We start from the raw sequence: 18,841 nt of genomic DNA, 5'->3' as shown, positions 1-18,841 counted from the left end.
AGGATTTGAGAATGAAACTAGGCCGTCTCAACCATATCGGCGTTGCAACGCCGTCCATCGAAGCCTCCATCGCGCATTACCGCGATGTGATGGGCGCGCTCAAAATCCACAAACCCTTCGATCTCGAAGCACAGGGCGTTAAAGTCTGCTTCGTCGATACGCCCGGTGAAGGGGGCACTTTCGGCACCCAGATCGAGCTGATCGAGCCGCTTGGTACCGACAGCCCGATCAACGGCTTCCTCGCCAAAAACCCGCTTGGCGGGCAGCATCATGTCTGTTTCGAAGTCGCCGACATTGATGAAGCGCGCAAGGAATTCGAGGAGCTGGGCAAACGCATTCTTGGCCCCACGCGCCTGGGCGCGCACGGCACCCCGATCTTCTTTCTCCACCCGAAAGATATGCAGGGCATCCTGACCGAGATTATGGAGACACCCAAAGAGGGGTCGCATTGGTCTAATTAACTCGCGGTCTAATTAACCTGCGTTCGGGCTGACGTGCGGCGTCGTAGCGGACTTGTCTTGACGCGCGCGGAAGGGCAAAGAGTTGCGAAACGAAACCAGCCAACAAATACGTTTGGGAGAGCGCCTTGAATTACGAAACCATCAAAGTTGAGCGCGACGGTCCGCTGCTTACGATCACTCTCAACCGGCCCGATCGGCTCAACGCGATGCCGCCGCAAATGGCGAACGAGATCGGCCAGGTATTTTATGATCTGGGCGAAACGCGCGCTGTGCTGATCACGGGTGAAGGTAAGGGATTTTGTTCGGGCGCCGATCTGTCTGCCCGCAGCACCGGCAGCAAGGGCGCCAGCCATGAGGCGCTTTCCAACCATTACAACCCGGCCATAAACCAGATCATGCGCGCGAATGTGCCGGTGATCTGCGCGGTTAACGGCCCGGCGGCAGGTGTCGGGTGCAGTCTCGCTCTCGCAGCGGATTTCACGATTGCGGGCAAAAGCGCGTATTTCCTTCAAGCCTTCGTCAATATCGGCCTCGTGCCCGATGGCGGATCGACTTGGCTGCTGGCCCGCGCCATCGGCCGCGCCCGCGCCACCCGCATGATGATGCTGGGCGAAAAAATCAGCGCGGAGCAGGCCGAGGATTGGGGGCTGATCTACAAATGCGTGGATGATGCGGCTCTTATGGAAGAAGCCCGCGCTCTGGCTGCGAAGCTCGCCAATGGGCCCACGGTCGCTTATTCGCATATCAAGCGCAATATCGGTGCGGCGTTGGATGGTGCTCTCCCACAGGTCTTGCAGGTCGAGGCTGAGGCGCAAGCAATCGCCGGCGCAAGCGACGATGCGAAAGAGGGCGGACAGGCGTTCCTTGAAAAGCGTAAGGCTGAATTCAAAGGAAGTTGAGCCGCCGCCTTTTTTGCGGCCCTTTCGTGTTGCCCAAATGTGTGATTAGAGGCTCAGCATGACTGAAAAACCTACCCCCGCCGACTGGAAAGCCCTTGCTGACAAGGAATCAAAAGGCCGCGACCTGACATGGTCGACGCCCGAGGGCTTCGATATCAAACCGCTATATACAGAGGCCGATCATGCCGATTTTGATCCGGGCCTGCCTGGCTTCGCGCCGTTTACGCGCGGTGTGAAGGCCAGCATGTATGCGGGCCGTCCGTGGACGATCCGGCAGTATGCGGGTTTCTCCACCGCTGAAGAATCCAATGCGTTCTACCGCCGCAATCTGGCGATGGGGCAAAAGGGGCTGTCGGTCGCATTCGATCTGGCGACCCACCGCGGCTATGACAGCGATCACGAACGCGTGGTTGGTGATGTCGGCAAGGCAGGCGTCGCGATTGATACAGTCGCCGATATGCAGGTTCTGTTTGATCAGATCCCGCTGGATACGATGTCTGTTTCCATGACGATGAACGGCGCGGTAATCCCGGTGATGGCGTTCTATATTGTTGCAGGAGAACGCTCTGGCGTGCCTGCAGAAAAGCTTTCCGGCACAATTCAGAACGACATTCTTAAAGAGTTCATGGTCCGCAACACTTATATTTATCCGCCTGAGCCGAGCATGCGGATCGTCGCGGACATCATCGCATATACATCTGCCAACATGCCGAAATTCAACAGCATTTCGATCAGCGGCTATCACATGCACGAAGCGGGCGCGACCGCTGTTCAAGAGCTTGCTTTCACTATCGCCGATGGCAAGGAATACGCCGAGAAAGCAATGGCGACCGGCCTTGATATCGATGCATTTGCAGGGCGGCTTTCCTTCTTTTTCGGCATCGGCATGAATTTCTTCATGGAGATTGCAAAGCTGCGCGCAGCGCGGACGCTTTGGTACAAAGTGATGGACGGGCTGGGCGCGCAAAGCGAACGATCAAAAATGCTTCGGACCCATTGCCAAACGTCGGGTGTCTCTCTGCAAGAGCAGGACCCCTACAACAATGTGATGCGGACCACGATCGAGGCCATGGCGGCGACGCTGGGCGGTACGCAATCGTTGCACACCAATGCGCTGGATGAAGCCATTGCGCTGCCGACCGATTTTTCCGCGCGGATTGCCCGGAACACGCAGCTTGTCCTGCAAGAGGAAAGCGGCATCACCAATGTCGTCGATCCCTTGGGCGGGTCGCATTACATCGAAGCGCTGACGGCGACCCTTGTCGAAGAAGCCGAGAAACTGATGGCCGAGGTCGATGCGGCGGGCGGCATGACCGCTTACGTTGCGACCGGTGCGCCGAAGGCGGCGATTGAACGCGCGGCAGCGGAAAAGCAGACCAGCGTCGATAAAGCCGAAACTGTGATCGTCGGCGTCAACAAATACCGCAAGGAAACCGAAGATCCGATCGAGACGCTCGACATCGACAATGCCAAAGTCCGCAAGGGCCAGATTGCGCGCATCGAACGGGTTCGTGCAGAGCGGGACGAGGCGGCCTGTCAGGCCGCGCTTAAAGCTTTGACCGCGGGCTGTTCGTCGGGCGGCAATGTGCTTGAGCTGGCTGTCGAGGCTGCGCGTCAGGATGCGACTTTGGGCGAGATTTCGATGGCGATGGAAGTGGTCTTCGGCCGTCACGATGCGACACCGAAACCTGTGACTGGCGTGTACAAATCGGCGTATGAATTTGATCGCCGCTGGGCGCAGGTAACAGACGGCGTCGATGCAGTGGAGCGCCGATTAGGCCGCAAACCGCGCATCATGGTCGCCAAGATGGGTCAGGATGGCCACGATCGCGGCGCCAATGTAATCGCCAGCGCGTTTTCAGACATGGGTTTTGAGGTCATTTCCGGCCCGCTTTTCCAGACCCCGCAGGAAACCTTGGCAAGCGCTCTAGAGGTGGATGTCGATGTGATCGGCGCAAGTTCGCTTGCGGCGGGTCACAAGACTTTGATCCCTGAGCTGATCCGCTTGCTGAAAGAGGCCGGACGCAGCGATATCAAAGTAACGGCGGGCGGTGTGATCCCTGCAAGCGATTACGAATTCCTGCGCGAAGCTGGCGTGCAGGGAATTTACGGACCTGGCTCCAACGTGGTCGAATGTGCGGCGGATATCCTGACGCTGCTGGGCCATAATATGCCGCCTGCCGGTGAGGATCTGGACGAGGCGGCGGAGTGAGACAGACCATTGCTTTAGGTTTGGCGGTATTTGTCGCTGCGGACATTTTGGTCACGCTCGCCTATGGACTGCTTTGGTCTAATTTGTACGATTGGAACATCGTCGATTGGGACAGCGAAACGCGGTTTTGGATCGAACTCCTTTTCCACGGACTGATTGCCGCGGTGATAGGCGCATTTTTCTGCACTTGGTTCGCTCGCCGGATCAAGAAAACCTTCATTCAATAAGGCTCGTAAATGACCCAAATCCGCACCGACTGGACCCGCGAAGAAATCGCTGGGCTGTTTAACCTCCCTTTCACCGAGCTGCTGTTTCAGGCCGCATCGGTCCACCGCGAGAACCATCCGCCTGAGCAAGTCCAACTGTGCACTTTGCTCTCCATTAAGACCGGAGGCTGCCCGGAGGATTGCGGCTACTGCTCACAATCGGTGAAGGCTGACAGCGGTGTCGAGGCGACCAAGCTGATGGACGTGCGCGCCGTGCTGCAATCTGCGGCTCAGGCCAAGGATGCAGGCAGTCAGCGCTTTTGCATGGGCGCGGCGTGGCGCAATCCCAAGGACAGAGACATGCCTGCGATTGTCGAGATCGTGAAGGGCGTTCGCGCGATGGGTCTGGAGACCTGCATGACACTGGGCATGTTGGAGCCCCACCAGGCCGAAATGCTGGCCGAAGCGGGCCTTGATTATTACAACCACAATATCGACAGCAGCCCGGAATATTATGAACGGGTAATCTCGACCCGCGATTTTCAGTCGCGCCTCGACACGCTGGATCATGTGCGCAATTCGGGCATCAATGTATGCAGCGGCGGCATCGTGGGTATGGGCGAAACGCGTGAGGACCGCGTTGGTTTTGTGCACACTCTTGCGACTTTGGACACGCATCCTGAAAGCGTGCCGGTCAATGCGCTGGTCCCGGTAAAGGGTACTGTGCTGGGCGACATGCTGGCCGATACGCCGCTGGCGAAGATCGACGATATTGAATTTGTCCGCACGGTTGCAGTTGCGCGGATCACCATGCCGATGAGCATGGTGCGGCTGAGCGCCGGGCGGGAGAGCATGAGTGAGGCAACGCAGGCGTTGTGTTTCCTCGCCGGTGCGAATTCGATCTTCACTGGCGACAAGTTGCTGACAGCGCCGAATGCCGGGGATGACAGCGACGGGGCGTTGTTTGCCAAATTGGGCCTGACAGCGCTTCAGCAAGAAGAACCGGCCCGAGCATGCAAAGCCGTAGAGGCAGCGCAATGATTGCCGCGATTTTCGCCAGCATATTTGCGATTCTGGCACCGGCTCAAGCGGCGCCCGAATCCACTCCGCTGATTATCGGCGAAACGATCACGCTGACCGCGCTTGATGAAAAGCGGCAGATCAACGTCATTCTCCCGGCGGATTATCACACGGCAACCGACAAGGCGTGGCCCGTCATATATATGCTCGATGGCGGCATGAATCAGGACCTGATGCTGGTAACCGGGTTAAATAGCTGGAACGGGCTGTGGGAGCGCAGCCAGCAGGCGATCATAGTCGGTGTCCAGACAAAGGACCGCCAACGCGAATTGCTCATCCCAACGTCAGATCCCGCAGAGCGGGAGCAATATCCGAGCGCTGGCGAAAGCGAGGCGTTCCGGCTCTGGCTGTCATCGACCCTTCAACCCCTGATCCAGCAGAAATACCGGACAAACGGAACCGATATTCTAGTCGGAGAAAGCGCCGCTGGTCATTTTGTGGTCGAGACGTGGATGAACGCATCCAGCCTGTTCGATGGCTACGGGGCGATTTCCCCCAGTATGCAGTGGAGTGATCAACAACTCGCCCGCCAGATTGACGGCAATGTAAACGGTTTGCCGCCGCTATTTGTGTCGCTTGCAGACGAGGGGGGCGCGACCGAGGAAGGGGTTATGACGCTTATCGAAGCGATGGATGGAAATCAGGATTTCTGCTTTTCAGACCGCAGGAATGATCTGGTTCATGCCAACAGCCTGCACGGGCTTCTGCCCGAAGCCCTGCAATATCTTCTGCCGACAAATGTTGAATGGCTGAGCGAATATGGTCTGGGCTTAAGGTGTGAACGGTCTGGACAATCCAGCGATCAATGAGCCTTGGGTTTTCCGTCGACGAACTTCTTCCGAAAGCGCGCGGAGGCGGCCAGTTACGGATGGGCCTTGTACGATTGTCCGAAGAAGAATGGCTTCAACCAGCACCAGATCTCGAGGCGCGGACATCGGGTTTCGCCGATTGGCCGCAGGGTATTCAGCTAACCACCGAAGCCGAAGCGTCAGGGCGCGAACTTGCCGCGATGTTGGGCATCAACGGAGGCCTGCGCGAGGCTGCGCTGGCGTCCCACGAGGATATGTGTCTGCTGACCCGGCGCGCGGGCGAGGATGTCTATCGCCTTATCGGGGCGGCCGTTGCGTGGCCTTCAGACTGGTACCCCAGCGACAAAATCGGACTGCCTTTGCGCGCGCTTCATGCGCCTATTGCGGGTTATGAAGCGCAGCTTGCCACAGGAGTTGATCGTTTCATGGAAACGTTGAAACCGGGCGCGATTTACGGCCGCTGCAATTGGTTCATTGCTCCGACTGGCGCGCGGCGATGGCTGGCTAATGGATCGGCGGATTCTGCGTTTTCACATGTCACGGCCGACAATGCGGGCGAGACACTTTTTGTTCGGTCGGAGCGGCAAGCGCTTCGCCGGCTGCCAAAGACTGGCGCGATATTGTTCACCATTGGCATCTATGTCGCGCCGCTTGGTGAATTGTCGCGGCCCAATAAAGCCATGCTGAACGACGCGATAGAAACGCTTGTCACGGGCGAGGGTGACCGCCGCGGCGCGCTGCACTATGCATCTCAGCTAAAGAATTATTGTGAGAGGATTCCAGAATGAGCGACCTTCGTCCCGAAACCCTGACCGTTCATGCCGGGTGCGAGCCTGATCCGACAACCAATGCGCGAATTACGCCGATCTACCAAACCTCCTCGTATGTTTTTGATAGCCCGGAGCACGCGGCAAACCTGTTTTCGCTGGCGGAATTTGGCAACATTTACTCGCGGATCATGAACCCAACCAATGATGCGCTGGAAAAGAAAGTCGCCGCGCTCGAAGGCGGTGTTGGAGCCCTCGGCGTTGCGTCTGGCCATGCCGCGCAGTTTCTGGCGTTCCACACATTGATGGAGCCGGGCTGCAACATTGTCGCGGCAAAAAAACTGTATGGCGGATCGCTCAACCAGCTTGGCGAAGCGTTCAAGAAATTCGGGTGGGAAACCCGCTTTGTGGATGCCGATAATCCCGAAAATGTTCGCGCGGCGATGGATGATAAGACGCGCTGCGTCTTTATCGAAAGCCTCGCCAATCCCGGCGGTGTGGTTAGCGATATTTCGGCGATTGCCGATGTCGCTCATGCTGGCGGAGTGCCCCTCATGGTTGATAACACCATGGCCAGTCCCGCGCTGTGCCGACCGATTGAACATGGTGCGGATATCGTCGTTCATTCGACGACCAAATTCCTGAATGGGCATGGCAATGCGATTGGCGGCGTGCTGGTCGATAGCGGTAATTTCGATTGGAAAGCTCAAGGCGACAAATATCCATCGCTTACCAAACCGAACGGCTCCTATCATGGTGCGGTGCTGGTCGATGCGCTTGAGCCAGTTGGTCCGATTGCATTTATCATTGCCTGCCGTGTTCTGGGCCTGCGCGATCTTGGTCCTTCAATGGCACCGATGAACGCCTTTCTGGCGCTGACAGGAATGGAAACGCTGCATCTGCGGATGGAGCGCCATTGCGCAAACGCAAAGGCTTTGGCTGAATGGCTAACGGAGCAGGAAGCTGTCGCATGGGTCAGTTATGCAGGGCTTCCCGACAATCCTTATTACCCACACGCGCAGAAATATCTCGGCGGTAAAGGCGGCGCAGTTTTCACCTTTGGTTTGAAAGGGGGTTACGAGGCCGGTGTGAAGCTGGTTTCAAATGTGAAATTGTTCAGCCATCTTGCGAATATCGGTGATACGCGCTCGCTGATTATCCATCCCGCTTCGACTACGCATAGCCAGTTGGATGAAGAGGAATTGATTGCCGCAGGCGCGGGCCCCGATGTGATCCGCGTATCAGTGGGCATTGAGCATATCGAGGATATCAAGGCTGATCTCGCGCAAGGATTTGCAGAGTAACGGGCACGCACTGCAAATGATGATCACTGCCCTTGTGCTTCTGCTTCAGTCCGGCCCAGCCGGTCAGCCTGAATGCGATCAAGAGGCGTCCGATCAAGGCATCCAGCAGGAAATGAACATTTGCGCCGCGGCTGAATATCGCGAGGCCGATGCCGCGCTCAATGCGCAATGGGCAGTTACGAGCGCCAGAATGAAAGAGCGTGATGAAGGCTGGAAGCCCGATTGGGATCGCCGGCCGGGTCACTTCACGACACTGCTGGAATCGCAGCGCGCATGGCTGCGCTATCGCGATGCCCATTGCCGGCTTGACGGGTATTATGCGCGTGGAGGCAGTCTTGAGCCCTTGCTGGTTTCCACTTGCAAAACCGGACTTACGATTTTGCGAACCGAGCAATTGAAGGAATTGGCCGAACGCGGCCCCTGAACGGCTGGTCAGAGACGCCCTCAGGAATAAATATGGTGAGGCTTTACAGCGGCTTTGGCCGGTAGTGGCGAATACATACAAGTCTGTAATTTGCCACCCGAAATTACGCGGCTACGCTGATGAAATTGGCCGGAAACGGTCGATTACATTGGGTCGCATTTTTTAGGGGGAAAATAATGCGTAAGACACTTATGATTGCGGCGGCGTTCGCTATGCCGCTTGCTGCTACACCGGCATTGGCTGATGGCCACAAGGAAGCGGACGCGCCGAAACTTGCCAACCTCGACTGGTATGAAATCAACTATGTGCGGTATCACGCCGGCAAGGTTGGCGAAGCTCGCGCAATGCAGGAGGTTTTCAAGGAAATCGCAGCGAAAGCTGGCTTGGAGATGCCGATGTTCTTTCACATGAATTCAGGCGAGTGGCACACGATGCTCGTCAGAAAAATGCCGGGCGGCATCGCTCAGATGGGTTGGGAGAGTAATCCCAACGGCCAGAAATGGTGGGCAGGATTGATCGAGCGTATGGGAAGCGAGGAAAAAGCCGAGGAATATTGGCAAAAGTACCAGAGCTTAGTTGCGGACGAGAAAGAAGAAATCGGCCACATCGACCTGTAATAACCGGGCACTCTAATTGAGAGCCCGATCGGGTTCTCTTGATACGGGCCTTCGACCACGGCATAGGCGTCTTACGCAAATGCCACAGTCGGAGGTCCGTTTGTTTTCCAAAATCCTGATTGCCAATCGCGGCGAAATCGCCTGCCGTGTAATCACCACCGCCAAGAGAATGGGGATCGCTACTGTTGCGGTCTATTCTGATGCGGATGCCCGTGCGCCGTTTGTTAAAATGGCGGATGAGGCGGTGTGTATCGGCCCGGCTCCGGCAGCGGAAAGCTATCTGATCCCGGAAAAAATCATTGCGGCATGCAAGGAAACCGGCGCCGAAGCTGTGCATCCCGGCTATGGCTTTCTGTCCGAACGTGCCAGCTTTGTTGAGGCTCTTGAAGCAGAAAACATCGCCTTTATCGGACCGCCCGCAGGCGCAATTGCGGCGATGGGCGACAAGATTGAATCCAAAAAACTCGCCAAAGCCGCAGGTGTGAACGTGGTGCCCGGTTTTGTCGGCGAAATCCGTGATACCGATCATGCAGTCGAAATTTCGAACGGCATCGGATACCCTGTAATGATGAAGGCTTCCGCCGGTGGCGGGGGCAAGGGCATGCGACTGGCTTGGTCTGAAAAAGACGTGCGCGAAGGGTTCGAAGCGACCAAGCGAGAAGGGCTCAATTCATTTGGCGATGACCGGGTATTCATCGAAAAATTCATCGAAAATCCGCGCCACATCGAAATCCAGATCCTTGGCGATAAACACGGCAATGTGCTGTATCTGAATGAGCGCGAATGTTCGATTCAGCGGCGGCATCAAAAGGTTGTAGAAGAAGCGCCGTCGCCGTTTGTCACGCCGAAAATGCGCAAAGCGATGGGTGAACAATGCGTCGCCTTGTCCAAAGCAGTCGATTATCATTCAGCAGGCACCGTCGAATTGATCGTCAGCGGTGCCGATCCGACTGGCGAGAGCTTTTTCTTCCTGGAAATGAACACGCGGCTTCAGGTTGAACATCCTGTGACCGAGGCGATTACGGGCGTTGATCTGGTAGAGCAAATGATCCGTGTCGCCGCTGGTGAAGCATTGCCAATGACGCAGGATGATATCGGCATTGATGGCTGGTCGATCGAAAACCGCGTTTATGCCGAAGACCCTTACCGTGGGTTTTTGCCCTCAACCGGTCGCTTGGTTGAATACTCACCTCCCGTTCCAGGGTGGACCGAGGATCGCGAAGTTCAGGGCAAAATGCGCCGCGGTGTCGAGCATGGTGCGGGCAGCGTGCGTGTCGATGATGGCGTGTTCGAAGGCGGCGAAGTGTCGATGTTTTACGATCCGATGATCGCAAAGCTGATTACATGGGCGCCGACACGAGAAGAAGCAGCAGATCTGCAGATCGAAGCCTTGGATAGTTTCCGCATCAAGGGGCTAGGCCATAATGTCGATTTCCTGAGTGCGATCATGCAGCACCCGCGGTTTCGCGCAGGCGAACTGACGACCGGGTTCATCGCCGAGGAGTATCCAGAAGGCTTTACTGGCGCTGCGGTCAGCGATGATTTTCGGCGGATGCTCGCGGCAATTTGTGCCGGCAACGAATTCACTTGGCAGGCGCGCGCCCAACGCATTTCAGGGCAGCTTGATGGAATGCCGGATGTGCCCAGCGAATGGCTCGTGAAACTGGGCGATACCCGTCATGAAGTTGTGCTGGGAGAAGGGCACGCGGTTGTTGATGGCGAGCGTGTGGATGGCAATTGCAATTGGCTTCCAGGTATGAAGGAGGCGATTGCAACAACATCGCCCGATGGCGAAGGCGGTGAGCGATACGGCCTGATCGTTGAGCGCAGCGGCAATCACTGGATCATCACCACGCGCGGCGCATCGCATCGCGCGCTTGTTGTGCCGCTGCGGCTGTCTGAACATGAAAGCCTGATGATTGAAAAGGTGCCGCCTGATCTTTCAAAAATGCTCATCTGTCCGATGCCGGGTATGCTGGTTAAGCTGCATGTCAGTGCCGGTGAAGAGGTGCAGCCGGGGCAACCGCTTGCGACTGTTGAAGCGATGAAGATGGAGAATATTCTCCGCGCCGAAAAGGAAGGCACGGTCGCACAGATCAATGCCGAGGAAGGCGACAGTCTTGCGGTGGACGCGGTCATACTTGAGCTGGAATGACCCGCGACTTCCGATGGCCTGAATCACAAATGTTCATCTGCTTGAAATAAAGCCTTATTGTCGCTGCGCATTTGTTTCCAATTCGTTGTATGCAACCGCCAAAATTGTGTCCATCGCGCATTTTTACATGAGATGACTCGCCAATTCGTTTTGTTTTGGGGAAAATCCAGCTGCGACTCATCGCTCATGTGGTGGATCGGATTTTGGAGGAAATTGATTATGGCTAAGAAAGGCACCGGTTATTTTGACCGCAAGGGCCATTTTTTCAAAACGGCCCGCGAAGCAACAGAAAGCGATCTCGCTGCTCTGTTAGGACAAATTGGAGATGGTGAGAGCCTCGCACCGGGGATTGCGCATACGCTTTTGGAGCGTCGCAGCGATTTGGAACGTCTGTTTGCAGAGCATGACGAAATGATCGTAGATGTCTCGGCGAATGGTGGCTCCGTCACCGATTTGGGAGCCAAAGTTGCCAAGCTCCCGAGCAGGCCAGCCGTTTAAGCCACCTGTTCCGCTCGTTCTGATCAGGAAGAGCGCAATTCTTGATCCAGAAACGCCGCGATATCGTCCATTTTGACATCACGTGCCAAATACGCTTGGCCAATGCCTTTTAACAGAAGGAAAGGCAGCGTTCCGCTTTCCATCTTTTTGTCATGGCGCATATGATCGACAAGCTTTTCTCCCGAACATGTAATGCCCAATGAACCCATGTCGGCGGGCAGTCCCGATTCGGCGATCAGCTTTGCAGCGCGCGCCGCATCAGCGCCCGACATTTGACCGCGCCGCACAGAATAATGCCCTGCCAGAGCCATGCCGATTGCGACTGCTTCGCCATGGAGCAAGCGGTCTGAAAAACCTGTCTCAGCTTCCAACGCATGACCAAAAGTGTGGCCCAGATTCAGAAGAGCACGCACGCCCGTGGTTTCACGCTCGTCTTCGGCAACAATGCGTGCCTTTGCGCGAATGCTCGTCCCAATCGCATGGGTAAGCGCGGTGGGTTCGCGAGCCACAACATCGGTGCCATTCGCCTCCAGCCATGCAAAAAAGGCCGCATCGCCTAACAACCCGTACTTGATAACTTCGGCATATCCGGCCCGCATTTCCCGATCAGGCAAAGTGTCGAGCACCATTGGATCGATGAAAACAGCCGCCGGTTGATGAAACGCACCGATCAGATTTTTGCCTGCCTTTGTGTTGATCGCCGTTTTGCCGCCGACTGAACTGTCCACTTGGGCCAACAAGGTGGTCGGTATTTGCACAAAACCACAGCCCCGCTTTGCAATTGCGCAGGCAAAGCCGGTGAGATCGCCGACGACGCCGCCGCCGAGCGCAAAAACATGATCCGATCGGGTAACGCCAAGGTTGAGCAGCCAATCGGTAAGTTTTTCAAGGATGGCCCAACTTTTGGCCCCTTCGCCGGGCTCGACCACAAACCAGTCCGCCTCCAAGCCTGCAGATGAAAGACTTTTCGCGATCGCTTGCTCGAAGATTTTATGCGTGTTGGTATCAGCTACAAAAGGGACTTTGCGGTTGCTGCTGCTGTACGGTTCCAGAAACGGCCGTGCATGGGCATCAAAACTGTTCAGCAGTCCGCGCTCGATCGTCACGTCATAGCTGCGTCCGGCCAGCGCGACTGAAATCACATCCATTGGTCAATTGCCCCGATAATCGTCTTGGCTGTTTCTGTATGCGGGCCATTGACGCTTTTTATGCGAATCTGCGCCTGAGAATAGAATTCCTCCCGCTCGTTCAGCAGTTTACCCAGAATTTCGCGCGGGTCACCTGTCTTTAACAAAGGCCGGTGATTGCGCCGGGATGTCCGCTCGACGAGAGTGTCCAAATCGCAATCGATCCAAACTGCGATTGCGCTATCCAGGATGAGGGTGCGCGTTTCGGGATCAATAAAAGCGCCGCCACCCGTTGCAATCACCCCGCTGTTTTCTTCGATCAGACGCGCGATGACGCGGCGTTCACCATCGCGGAAATAGGCTTCGCCAAATTCTTCAAAAATTTCAGAGATTTTCCGCTGTGCCGCGTTCTCGATCGCATCATCGGCATCAATGAAATCGCGGTCAAGCATGCTTGCCAGCTTGCGCCCCACAGTGGATTTGCCCGCGCCCATCAAACCGACGAGCACCACTGGCCTGTCAATCCGTGCAGCGATGCGGGCAATTTCCTGATCGTTTAAAGAGACATCAGCAGTCATTGCGGCTTGGCCTATAGATGGGGTAAAGCGCGCGCAACATGTCAAAGACAAACCACACACATCTTGCGCAAAAAAACGGTAAGCCGGAGCGGTCATGGCGCACGCGCTGGCCTTTGTTTACATTTGCGGGGCTAGTCGGAATATTGACGCTGGCATATATTGATGGCGGTGAAGAACCGATCCGCCCGATTGTTCAAGCGGTGACTTTGCCCGGTGTGGCTACGGAGAGCGACTGATGCGGCGATTTTATTGGCTGGCGAGCGCGGCTGTACTCGGTTTTTCAGGGGCCGCGGGCGGTATGTTGGCCAGTGGCCTTGCGGTCGCGCAGGAAGCGCCCGAATCCTTGCTGCCGCCGGGATTCGATGATCCGGCACCGGCACCAACTCCAATTCCGACCGCCAGGCCCACTGCGCGCCCAACCGCGGCACCCTCTGCTGCACCAGCGCCGAGCGGTGCGGCTCCCCTACCACCCAGCGGACCACTGCCAACGGCGCCCAATCCCGCCGACTTGCCGCCGGTTCCCACGCTTTCCGGCGAAGAAATGGGCCGCCTTCCCAGTTTGGAAGAATTGGAGGCTTTGACACCCGACGAGCTGGACGAGCGTTTAGGGCTAAAGCCCAAATTCGATATTCCACCCGCAGCGCGCCGCTCTCTTTCGCAAGTTGGTCTTTTGGCGCCAGAAGAAGGCGGCATGGCGATCAATTCACTGGGCAAGCAGCCAGCTGAGCTTGTACGGGCAGTCCTCGCAGGGACGCAGAAACCCTTAGTCTCGCGCTGGGGTCATATTTTGATGCGGAGAGCCTTGGCGAGCCGCCTGACCGCGCCAGAAGGAATGAACCCGGTGGAGTTCGCAGCCTTGCGTGCGGGCGTGCTTAACCGGATGGGCGAATTCACGATCGCAAGAGCGCTCGTGCAGGATGTCGATACTGGTAACTGGAATACGGAGCTGACGAGTCAGGCGGTTACCGCATATATCGCATCTAACGATTTCAATGGCGCATGCCCGGCTGTGCGTCTCCAAGGATCGGTGCGCGATGATCCGCAATGGGTCATGATGCAGGCAATTTGCAACGCCTATGCTGGCGAAGGCGCGCTTGCTGCGTCGCAGATTGACCGCGGGATCGAGAATGACATTGCTCCAGTGATCGATCTGTTGCTTGCGCAAAGATATGCCGGGGCCGCCGGGCGCGGGCGGAGAGCGGTAGAGATCGAATGGGATGAAATTGAGGATTTGAACCCGTGGCGGTTTGCGATGGCCAATGCGGTCGGCGAACCGATCCCTCAGGGCTTGCTCGATAATGCCCTGAATGGACCAAATGGCGTTTATTATGCCGAGTCGGCGGCTTCAGCGCCGATGATACCGCTTGGTCAGCGCGAGCCATGGGCCCAACGCGCGGCACAAAGCGGTATTTTCTCTGCCAGTGCCATGGTCGATCTATACAGCCAGATTTATGCCGATAACGCGGTCGGCGGCGATGCTGCAGAAAAGGCAGAGGCGCTGCGCCAAGCCTATATCGGTGGCAATGCACAGCAAAGAATTAGTGCGATGCAGCAGATCTGGGGTGAAACGCGGGATTATGCCGGCCTTGTCACCACAGCCTACGCCGCAGCGCGCATCGCACCGTCCGAAGATTTCGCCGGGTATTCGAGCGGTCTTATCGCTTCGATGCTGTCGGCAGGGCTTGATCGTGACGCGGCTGCGTGGCGCGGTATGATTGCAGAGGGTAGTCTGGGCTGGGCATTGCTGTCCGTCGGAACCGATGGCGCCGGAATGGCACCTGTGGATGCGATCGACACCTTTACCGATAATGATGACAGCAAAGGCGCGCTTGCATCCGCATTTCTTGTCGCTGGTCTTGCCGGGCTAGACCGGATCGGAGCCGCTGAAAGAGAGGCGATGGAGGGGGCTCTTGATATTGATCTAAGACGCCAGACCCGCTGGACCCGCACTATCGAAAGGGCTGCCGAGGTTGAGAATCGCGCTCTGGTTTCGATGCTCGCCGGGCTGGGGATGCAAGGCGAGGATTGGCAACAAATGACCCCTCTGCACCTTTACCACATCGTCTCGGCGCTAAGGCGTGTTGGCTTGGAAGCCGAAGCGCGTATGATCGCCGCAGAGGCGGTTGCACGGGCCTGAATGCGGCAGTGTCTCCGGCGATCCGTGCCTTTCTCGATATGCTGGCAGCAGAGCGCGGGGCAGCAGCGAATACACTTTCCGCCTATTCCCGGGACTTGACCGGAGCCGAGGAGTTGATCGGCGATCTGGCGAAAGCATCTCGCATGCAAATCGCCAAATTAGCAGGGCAATGGAGCTCGCTCGCTCCGTCAACAGTGGCGCGTAAAGCATCGGCGTTGCGGCAATTTTTCGGTTTTGCGGTCGATGAAGGTTGGCGTGATGATGATCCGTCCGGTGCGCTGCCGAATCCCCGCACAAATCGCCCTCTGCCCAAAGTCCTGTCGCATGATCAGGTCGAAACCTTGATGAAGCGCGCGGAATTTGAGGCGCAGAGCGGTAAGCCGGCAAGCATCCGTCAACTGACGCTGCTCGAAATGTTATATGGTTCGGGCCTGCGTGCGACCGAGCTTGTTTCGTTGCCAATCAGCGCGGTTCCGCGCGATGCGCCGCTAATTACTGTCATGGGTAAGGGCGGTGTTGCCCGCATGGTTCCGGTCAGCGAAAGAGCGCGTCAGGCGTTGCAAGATTGGATCAAGGTCAGGCCAGGCGAGCCTAACTCGCGTTTTTTGTTTCCCTCGCGAGGCGGCAAACATCTTAGCCGGGTGCGTCTTTTCCAAATGCTCAAAGAGCTCGCAGCGCGCGCCGATCTGGATCCAACCGGAATCAGTCCGCATGTTCTGCGCCACGCATTCGCCACGCATCTGCTTGAAGGTGGGGCAGATTTACGCGTCTTGCAGACTTTGCTGGGACATGCCGATATCGCCACAACCCAGATATACACCCACGTTGATGCAGCGCGATTGGTTGAGCTGGTCAATGCGCGTCACCCGCTTGCCCATCGCGGGTAAAAGGCTGGTAAAGGCGGGTAAACGCGGTGCAACGCGGCTTGGCCCTTGCTACGCACGATCGATAGGATTAGCGGGATAGGCATGACTTCCTATCTCGAATTTGAGAAACCCGTCGCACAGCTAGAAGAGCGTATCGCCGAATTGCGCGCTGCCAGCCAGAGCGACGAGGTTGATATTTCCAGTGAGATCGAGCGCCTTGAGATTAAAAGCGCCGATCTGCTGGCCAGCACCTATTCCTCGCTGACGCCGTGGCAAAAGACTCAGGTCGCGCGGCATCCAGAACGACCGCATTTCAAAGACTATGTCGCGCATGCTTTTGAAGAGTTCATGCCGCTGGGCGGGGACCGGCTTTTCGGAGATGATCTCGCGATCATGGGCGGCTTTGCCAAGCTGAAAGGTCCAGATGGGCAAGGCAGACGCGTCATGCTGATCGGCCATGAAAAAGGCAACGATACGCAAAGCCGGATTAAGCACAATTTCGGCATGGGCAAACCCGAAGGCTACCGCAAAGCGATTCGTTTGATGGAGATGGCTGGACGGTTCGGCCTACCAGTGGTGACTTTGGTGGATACCTCTGGGGCATTTCCGGGAATCGAAGCAGAAGAGCGCGGCCAAGCCGAGGCGATCGCCCGTTCGACGGAGGCTTGCCTGGCTTTGCCCGTACCGATGGTGTCGGTAATCGTGGGCGAGGGCGGTTCAGGCGGCGCGGTTGCTCTTGCCAGTGCGGAACGGGTCCTGATGTTAGAACATTCTGTTTATTCGGTGATTTCCCCTGAAGGTTGCGCCTCTATTCTCTGGCGAACATCGGAAAAAGCATCCGAAGCTGCGCAAGCCATGAAGGTTACAGCGCAGCACCTGAAACGGCTCAACGTGATTGATCGGATCGTTAAAGAACCTTCTGGCGGTGCGCACCGTGACCCCGTGGGAACAGCGATTAATCTGAGCGGCGCGCTGGCAGAAGAGCTGGACGGGCTTTCCGGCTTGCCAAGTGAGACCTTAATTCGGACCCGCGAAGAGCGTTTTCTCCAGCTTGGCGGTTGAACCGCTTCAAAAATTTACATTTACCATTTGGGGTCAAAGGGTTGCCGGGCGGCCTCGCTTGCTCAATAGTCATGCCTAACAAAAAGTAGGATTGCAGCGAGTGGTGGAGCGCGGCGCCTGTCTGGAGGAGAGAAAGATGCCAATTATTTCACGTAAAATCCTTGCTTTGGGAACTGCGCCGTTGGCCCTTGCGGTGAGCGGCTGCATGGGCGCCGGTGGTTCTGTGCCGTCTGCCTCTACGCCGATCACGCAGTCAGAGGCACAGCAGGGCGCCGAATATCACCCGCAATTCTTGCAGGAATTCGGCGGCGCGATGACCGGTCCGCAGGCCGATTATGTCCAACAGATTGGTAAGAATATCGCGGTTCATTCCGGCCTCGGGAATGCGCGCGATAGCTTTACGGTGAGCCTGCTGAACAGCCCCGTGAACAACGCTTTCGCGATTCCGGGCGGCTATATCTATTCCACTCGTCAGCTTGTTTCGTTGATGAATAACGAAGCCGAACTTGCCGGTGTGCTCGGTCATGAAGTCGGCCATGTTGCCGCGCGCCACTCACAGCGCCGTCAGCAAGCTGCGCAGCGCAATTCGATCCTTGGTGTTCTGGGTGCCATTGGCAGCTCAATCCTGCTTGGCGACAGCTCTCTCGGAAACACGCTTTCACGCGGATTTATGCAGGGATCACAGCTGCGTACCCTTAAGTTTTCCCGTAAGCAGGAATTGGAAGCCGATGATCTTGGTATACTGTATCTGCAACGCGCGGGCTATGATCCAAAGGCGATGAGCACGGTTCTGGCCAGTCTCGCTGCACAAAATTCGCTCGATGCGAGATTGCAGGGGCGCAATGATGCAACCGTTCCCGAATGGGCATCAACACACCCGGACCCGGCGGGCCGGGTTCAAACGGCGCTGGCAAAAACGCAGGGCCTCGCGGGCGGCGTAACCAACCGCGATACGTTTATGTCGCGGATTGACGGGATGGTTTACGGCGATGATCCGGAACAGGGCGTTGTCGAAGGAAGCCAGTTTATTCACCCAGAATTGATGCTGTCCTTCACCGCGCCGCAAGGGTTTTACATGGTGAATGGCACGCGCGCCGTCAGCGTGAATGGCCAAAGCGGTAAAGCGCAGCTGACGCTGGCGCCTTATGCGGGCGATCTCGACAGCTATGTTCGCCAGCAATTCACGAAATTGGGAGGGGAAGATAGCAATCTTGCTCCGTCAAACATTCAGCGGACCACGGTAAATGGCATTCGCGCTGCCTATGGCACAGCGCGGGTCAACAATGGCAACAGCCAGGTGGATGTCGTGGTATTTGCGTATGAATTCGCGAATGATCGCGCGTACCATTTTCAGGCAATTACGCCCGCTGGTAAATCAAACGCGTTTTCTTCGATGTTTCAGTCGATGCGGCGCATCACTCAACGCGAAGCGAGTGCCGTTATTCCGCGCCGCGTTGACATCGTCACCGTACAGCGCGGCGATACTATCAGTTCGCTGGCCCGCCGGATGGCTTACGACTCGTCCCAAGTGGAACGGTTCCGCGTGCTGAATGCGCTGGGATCAAACGACACTTTGCGCGCAGGGCAAAAAGTGAAGCTGGTTGTTCGAGGCCGGTAAAGAGCGGCTTTTCAAATTCTG

19 protein-coding genes are annotated in these 18,841 nt (G+C 56.8%); 17 read left to right on the top strand and 2 right to left on the bottom strand.

From position 1 onward, the window contains the following. The first annotated feature begins 11 nt into the window (after positions 1–11). The 12 genes from mce (at position 12) to FGU71_RS13725 (ending at position 11,432) form a co-directional block, all read left to right on the top strand. Positions 12–461, top strand: coding sequence for a methylmalonyl-CoA epimerase (gene mce, locus FGU71_RS13780; RefSeq protein ID WP_142789347.1), 450 nt, complete (start codon positions 12–14; stop codon positions 459–461). 125 nt (positions 462–586) lie between these two features. Next, positions 587–1,360, top strand: coding sequence for an enoyl-CoA hydratase-related protein (locus tag FGU71_RS13775; protein ID WP_142789346.1), 774 nt, complete (start codon positions 587–589; stop codon positions 1,358–1,360). A 58-nt stretch (positions 1,361–1,418) separates the two neighbouring features. Beyond that, a complete protein-coding gene (gene scpA, locus FGU71_RS13770) occupies positions 1,419–3,572 on the top strand; it encodes a methylmalonyl-CoA mutase (RefSeq protein WP_142789345.1) in 2,154 nt (717 codons plus the stop codon). Further along, a complete protein-coding gene (locus FGU71_RS13765; protein WP_142789344.1) occupies positions 3,569–3,799 on the top strand; it encodes a hypothetical protein in 231 nt (76 codons plus the stop codon). Before scpA ends, FGU71_RS13765 begins: the two co-directional genes overlap by 4 nt. 9 nt (positions 3,800–3,808) lie before the next feature. Continuing rightward, complete coding sequence (gene bioB, locus FGU71_RS13760; RefSeq protein WP_142789343.1) at positions 3,809–4,819, top strand: biotin synthase BioB; 1,011 nt, start codon at positions 3,809–3,811, stop codon at positions 4,817–4,819. Next, complete coding sequence (locus tag FGU71_RS13755) at positions 4,792–5,667, top strand: alpha/beta hydrolase (protein WP_234035795.1); 876 nt, start codon at positions 4,792–4,794, stop codon at positions 5,665–5,667. The genes bioB and FGU71_RS13755 overlap by 28 nt, the downstream gene beginning before the upstream one ends. Further along, positions 5,664–6,455, top strand: a complete 792-nt coding sequence (locus FGU71_RS13750) for a heme-dependent oxidative N-demethylase family protein (RefSeq protein ID WP_142789342.1) — start codon at positions 5,664–5,666, stop codon at positions 6,453–6,455. The genes FGU71_RS13755 and FGU71_RS13750 overlap by 4 nt, the downstream gene beginning before the upstream one ends. Next, positions 6,452–7,738 (top strand): O-acetylhomoserine aminocarboxypropyltransferase, encoded by a 1,287-nt coding sequence (locus tag FGU71_RS13745; RefSeq protein ID WP_142789341.1) that lies wholly within the window; start codon positions 6,452–6,454, stop codon positions 7,736–7,738. Before FGU71_RS13750 ends, FGU71_RS13745 begins: the two co-directional genes overlap by 4 nt. 16 nt (positions 7,739–7,754) lie before the next feature. Then, on the top strand, positions 7,755–8,162 hold the full coding sequence (locus FGU71_RS13740) for a lysozyme inhibitor LprI family protein (protein WP_142789340.1): 408 nt from the start codon (positions 7,755–7,757) through the stop codon (positions 8,160–8,162). A gap of 119 nt (positions 8,163–8,281) precedes the next feature. Beyond that, positions 8,282–8,779: a hypothetical protein gene (locus FGU71_RS13735; RefSeq protein WP_142789339.1), complete on the top strand. Its 498-nt coding sequence runs from the start codon at positions 8,282–8,284 to the stop codon at positions 8,777–8,779. Positions 8,780–8,879: 100 nt separating this feature from the next. After that, positions 8,880–10,934, top strand: a complete 2,055-nt coding sequence (locus FGU71_RS13730) for an acetyl-CoA carboxylase biotin carboxylase subunit (RefSeq protein ID WP_142789443.1) — start codon at positions 8,880–8,882, stop codon at positions 10,932–10,934. Between the two features lie 219 nt (positions 10,935–11,153). After that, on the top strand, positions 11,154–11,432 hold the full coding sequence (locus FGU71_RS13725) for a hypothetical protein (RefSeq protein WP_142789338.1): 279 nt from the start codon (positions 11,154–11,156) through the stop codon (positions 11,430–11,432). 23 nt (positions 11,433–11,455) lie between these two features. Here FGU71_RS13725 and aroB read toward each other — a convergent pair whose 3' ends face one another. Beyond that, positions 11,456–12,580 carry a 3-dehydroquinate synthase gene (aroB, locus tag FGU71_RS13720; protein WP_142789337.1) on the bottom strand — a complete coding sequence of 375 codons (1,125 nt, stop codon included), beginning with the start codon at positions 12,578–12,580 and terminating at the stop codon, positions 11,456–11,458. After that, positions 12,571–13,137 (bottom strand): shikimate kinase, encoded by a 567-nt coding sequence (locus FGU71_RS13715; protein ID WP_142789336.1) that lies wholly within the window; start codon positions 13,135–13,137, stop codon positions 12,571–12,573. The genes aroB and FGU71_RS13715 overlap by 10 nt, the downstream gene beginning before the upstream one ends. 38 nt (positions 13,138–13,175) lie before the next feature. On the opposite strand from FGU71_RS13715, the gene FGU71_RS13710 reads away from it, so the two are divergent. The 5 genes from FGU71_RS13710 to FGU71_RS13690 all read left to right on the top strand — a co-directional run bounded on the left by FGU71_RS13710 (position 13,176) and on the right by FGU71_RS13690 (position 18,820). Further along, a complete protein-coding gene (locus FGU71_RS13710; RefSeq protein ID WP_142789335.1) occupies positions 13,176–13,373 on the top strand; it encodes a hypothetical protein in 198 nt (65 codons plus the stop codon). Then, positions 13,373–15,274 carry a hypothetical protein gene (locus FGU71_RS13705; RefSeq protein ID WP_142789334.1) on the top strand — a complete coding sequence of 634 codons (1,902 nt, stop codon included), beginning with the start codon at positions 13,373–13,375 and terminating at the stop codon, positions 15,272–15,274. The genes FGU71_RS13710 and FGU71_RS13705 overlap by 1 nt, the downstream gene beginning before the upstream one ends. A gap of 8 nt (positions 15,275–15,282) precedes the next feature. Next, positions 15,283–16,161, top strand: coding sequence for a tyrosine recombinase (locus tag FGU71_RS13700; protein ID WP_142789333.1), 879 nt, complete (start codon positions 15,283–15,285; stop codon positions 16,159–16,161). 81 nt (positions 16,162–16,242) lie between these two features. Continuing rightward, entirely contained in the window at positions 16,243–17,202 is a 960-nt protein-coding gene (locus tag FGU71_RS13695) for an acetyl-CoA carboxylase carboxyltransferase subunit alpha (protein ID WP_142789332.1), read from the top strand. A 136-nt stretch (positions 17,203–17,338) separates the two neighbouring features. Continuing rightward, positions 17,339–18,820 carry a M48 family metalloprotease gene (locus FGU71_RS13690; RefSeq protein WP_142789331.1) on the top strand — a complete coding sequence of 494 codons (1,482 nt, stop codon included), beginning with the start codon at positions 17,339–17,341 and terminating at the stop codon, positions 18,818–18,820. Positions 18,821–18,841 lie beyond the last annotated feature (21 nt).

The sequence above is a fragment of the Erythrobacter insulae genome, assembly GCF_007004095.1.
Classification (GTDB): domain Bacteria; phylum Pseudomonadota; class Alphaproteobacteria; order Sphingomonadales; family Sphingomonadaceae; genus Erythrobacter; species Erythrobacter insulae.
The sequence above is the reverse complement of the archived record's forward strand: the minus strand, read 5'-3'. Positions and strand labels throughout refer to the sequence as shown.

Bases quoted from the DNA above. Each gene is read 5' to 3' on its own strand.
- FGU71_RS13740 (WP_142789340.1), top strand. From the start codon at position 7,755: ATGATGATCACTGCCCTTGTGCTTCTGCTTCAGTCCGGCCCAGCCGGT.
- FGU71_RS13695 (WP_142789332.1), top strand. From the start codon at position 16,243: ATGACTTCCTATCTCGAATTTGAGAAACCCGTCGCACAGCTAGAAGAG.
- FGU71_RS13705 (WP_142789334.1), top strand. From the start codon at position 13,373: ATGCGGCGATTTTATTGGCTGGCGAGCGCGGCTGTACTCGGTTTTTCA.
- FGU71_RS13745 (WP_142789341.1), top strand. From the start codon at position 6,452: ATGAGCGACCTTCGTCCCGAAACCCTGACCGTTCATGCCGGGTGCGAG.
- mce (WP_142789347.1), top strand. From the start codon at position 12: ATGAAACTAGGCCGTCTCAACCATATCGGCGTTGCAACGCCGTCCATC.
- bioB (WP_142789343.1), top strand. From the start codon at position 3,809: ATGACCCAAATCCGCACCGACTGGACCCGCGAAGAAATCGCTGGGCTG.
- FGU71_RS13725 (WP_142789338.1), top strand. From the start codon at position 11,154: ATGGCTAAGAAAGGCACCGGTTATTTTGACCGCAAGGGCCATTTTTTC.
- scpA (WP_142789345.1), top strand. From the start codon at position 1,419: ATGACTGAAAAACCTACCCCCGCCGACTGGAAAGCCCTTGCTGACAAG.
- FGU71_RS13750 (WP_142789342.1), top strand. From the start codon at position 5,664: ATGAGCCTTGGGTTTTCCGTCGACGAACTTCTTCCGAAAGCGCGCGGA.
- FGU71_RS13755 (WP_234035795.1), top strand. From the start codon at position 4,792: ATGCAAAGCCGTAGAGGCAGCGCAATGATTGCCGCGATTTTCGCCAGC.
- FGU71_RS13710 (WP_142789335.1), top strand. From the start codon at position 13,176: ATGTCAAAGACAAACCACACACATCTTGCGCAAAAAAACGGTAAGCCG.
- FGU71_RS13690 (WP_142789331.1), top strand. From the start codon at position 17,339: ATGCCAATTATTTCACGTAAAATCCTTGCTTTGGGAACTGCGCCGTTG.
- FGU71_RS13715 (WP_142789336.1), bottom strand. From the start codon at position 13,137: ATGACTGCTGATGTCTCTTTAAACGATCAGGAAATTGCCCGCATCGCT.
- aroB (WP_142789337.1), bottom strand. From the start codon at position 12,580: ATGGATGTGATTTCAGTCGCGCTGGCCGGACGCAGCTATGACGTGACG.
- FGU71_RS13735 (WP_142789339.1), top strand. From the start codon at position 8,282: ATGAAATTGGCCGGAAACGGTCGATTACATTGGGTCGCATTTTTTAGG.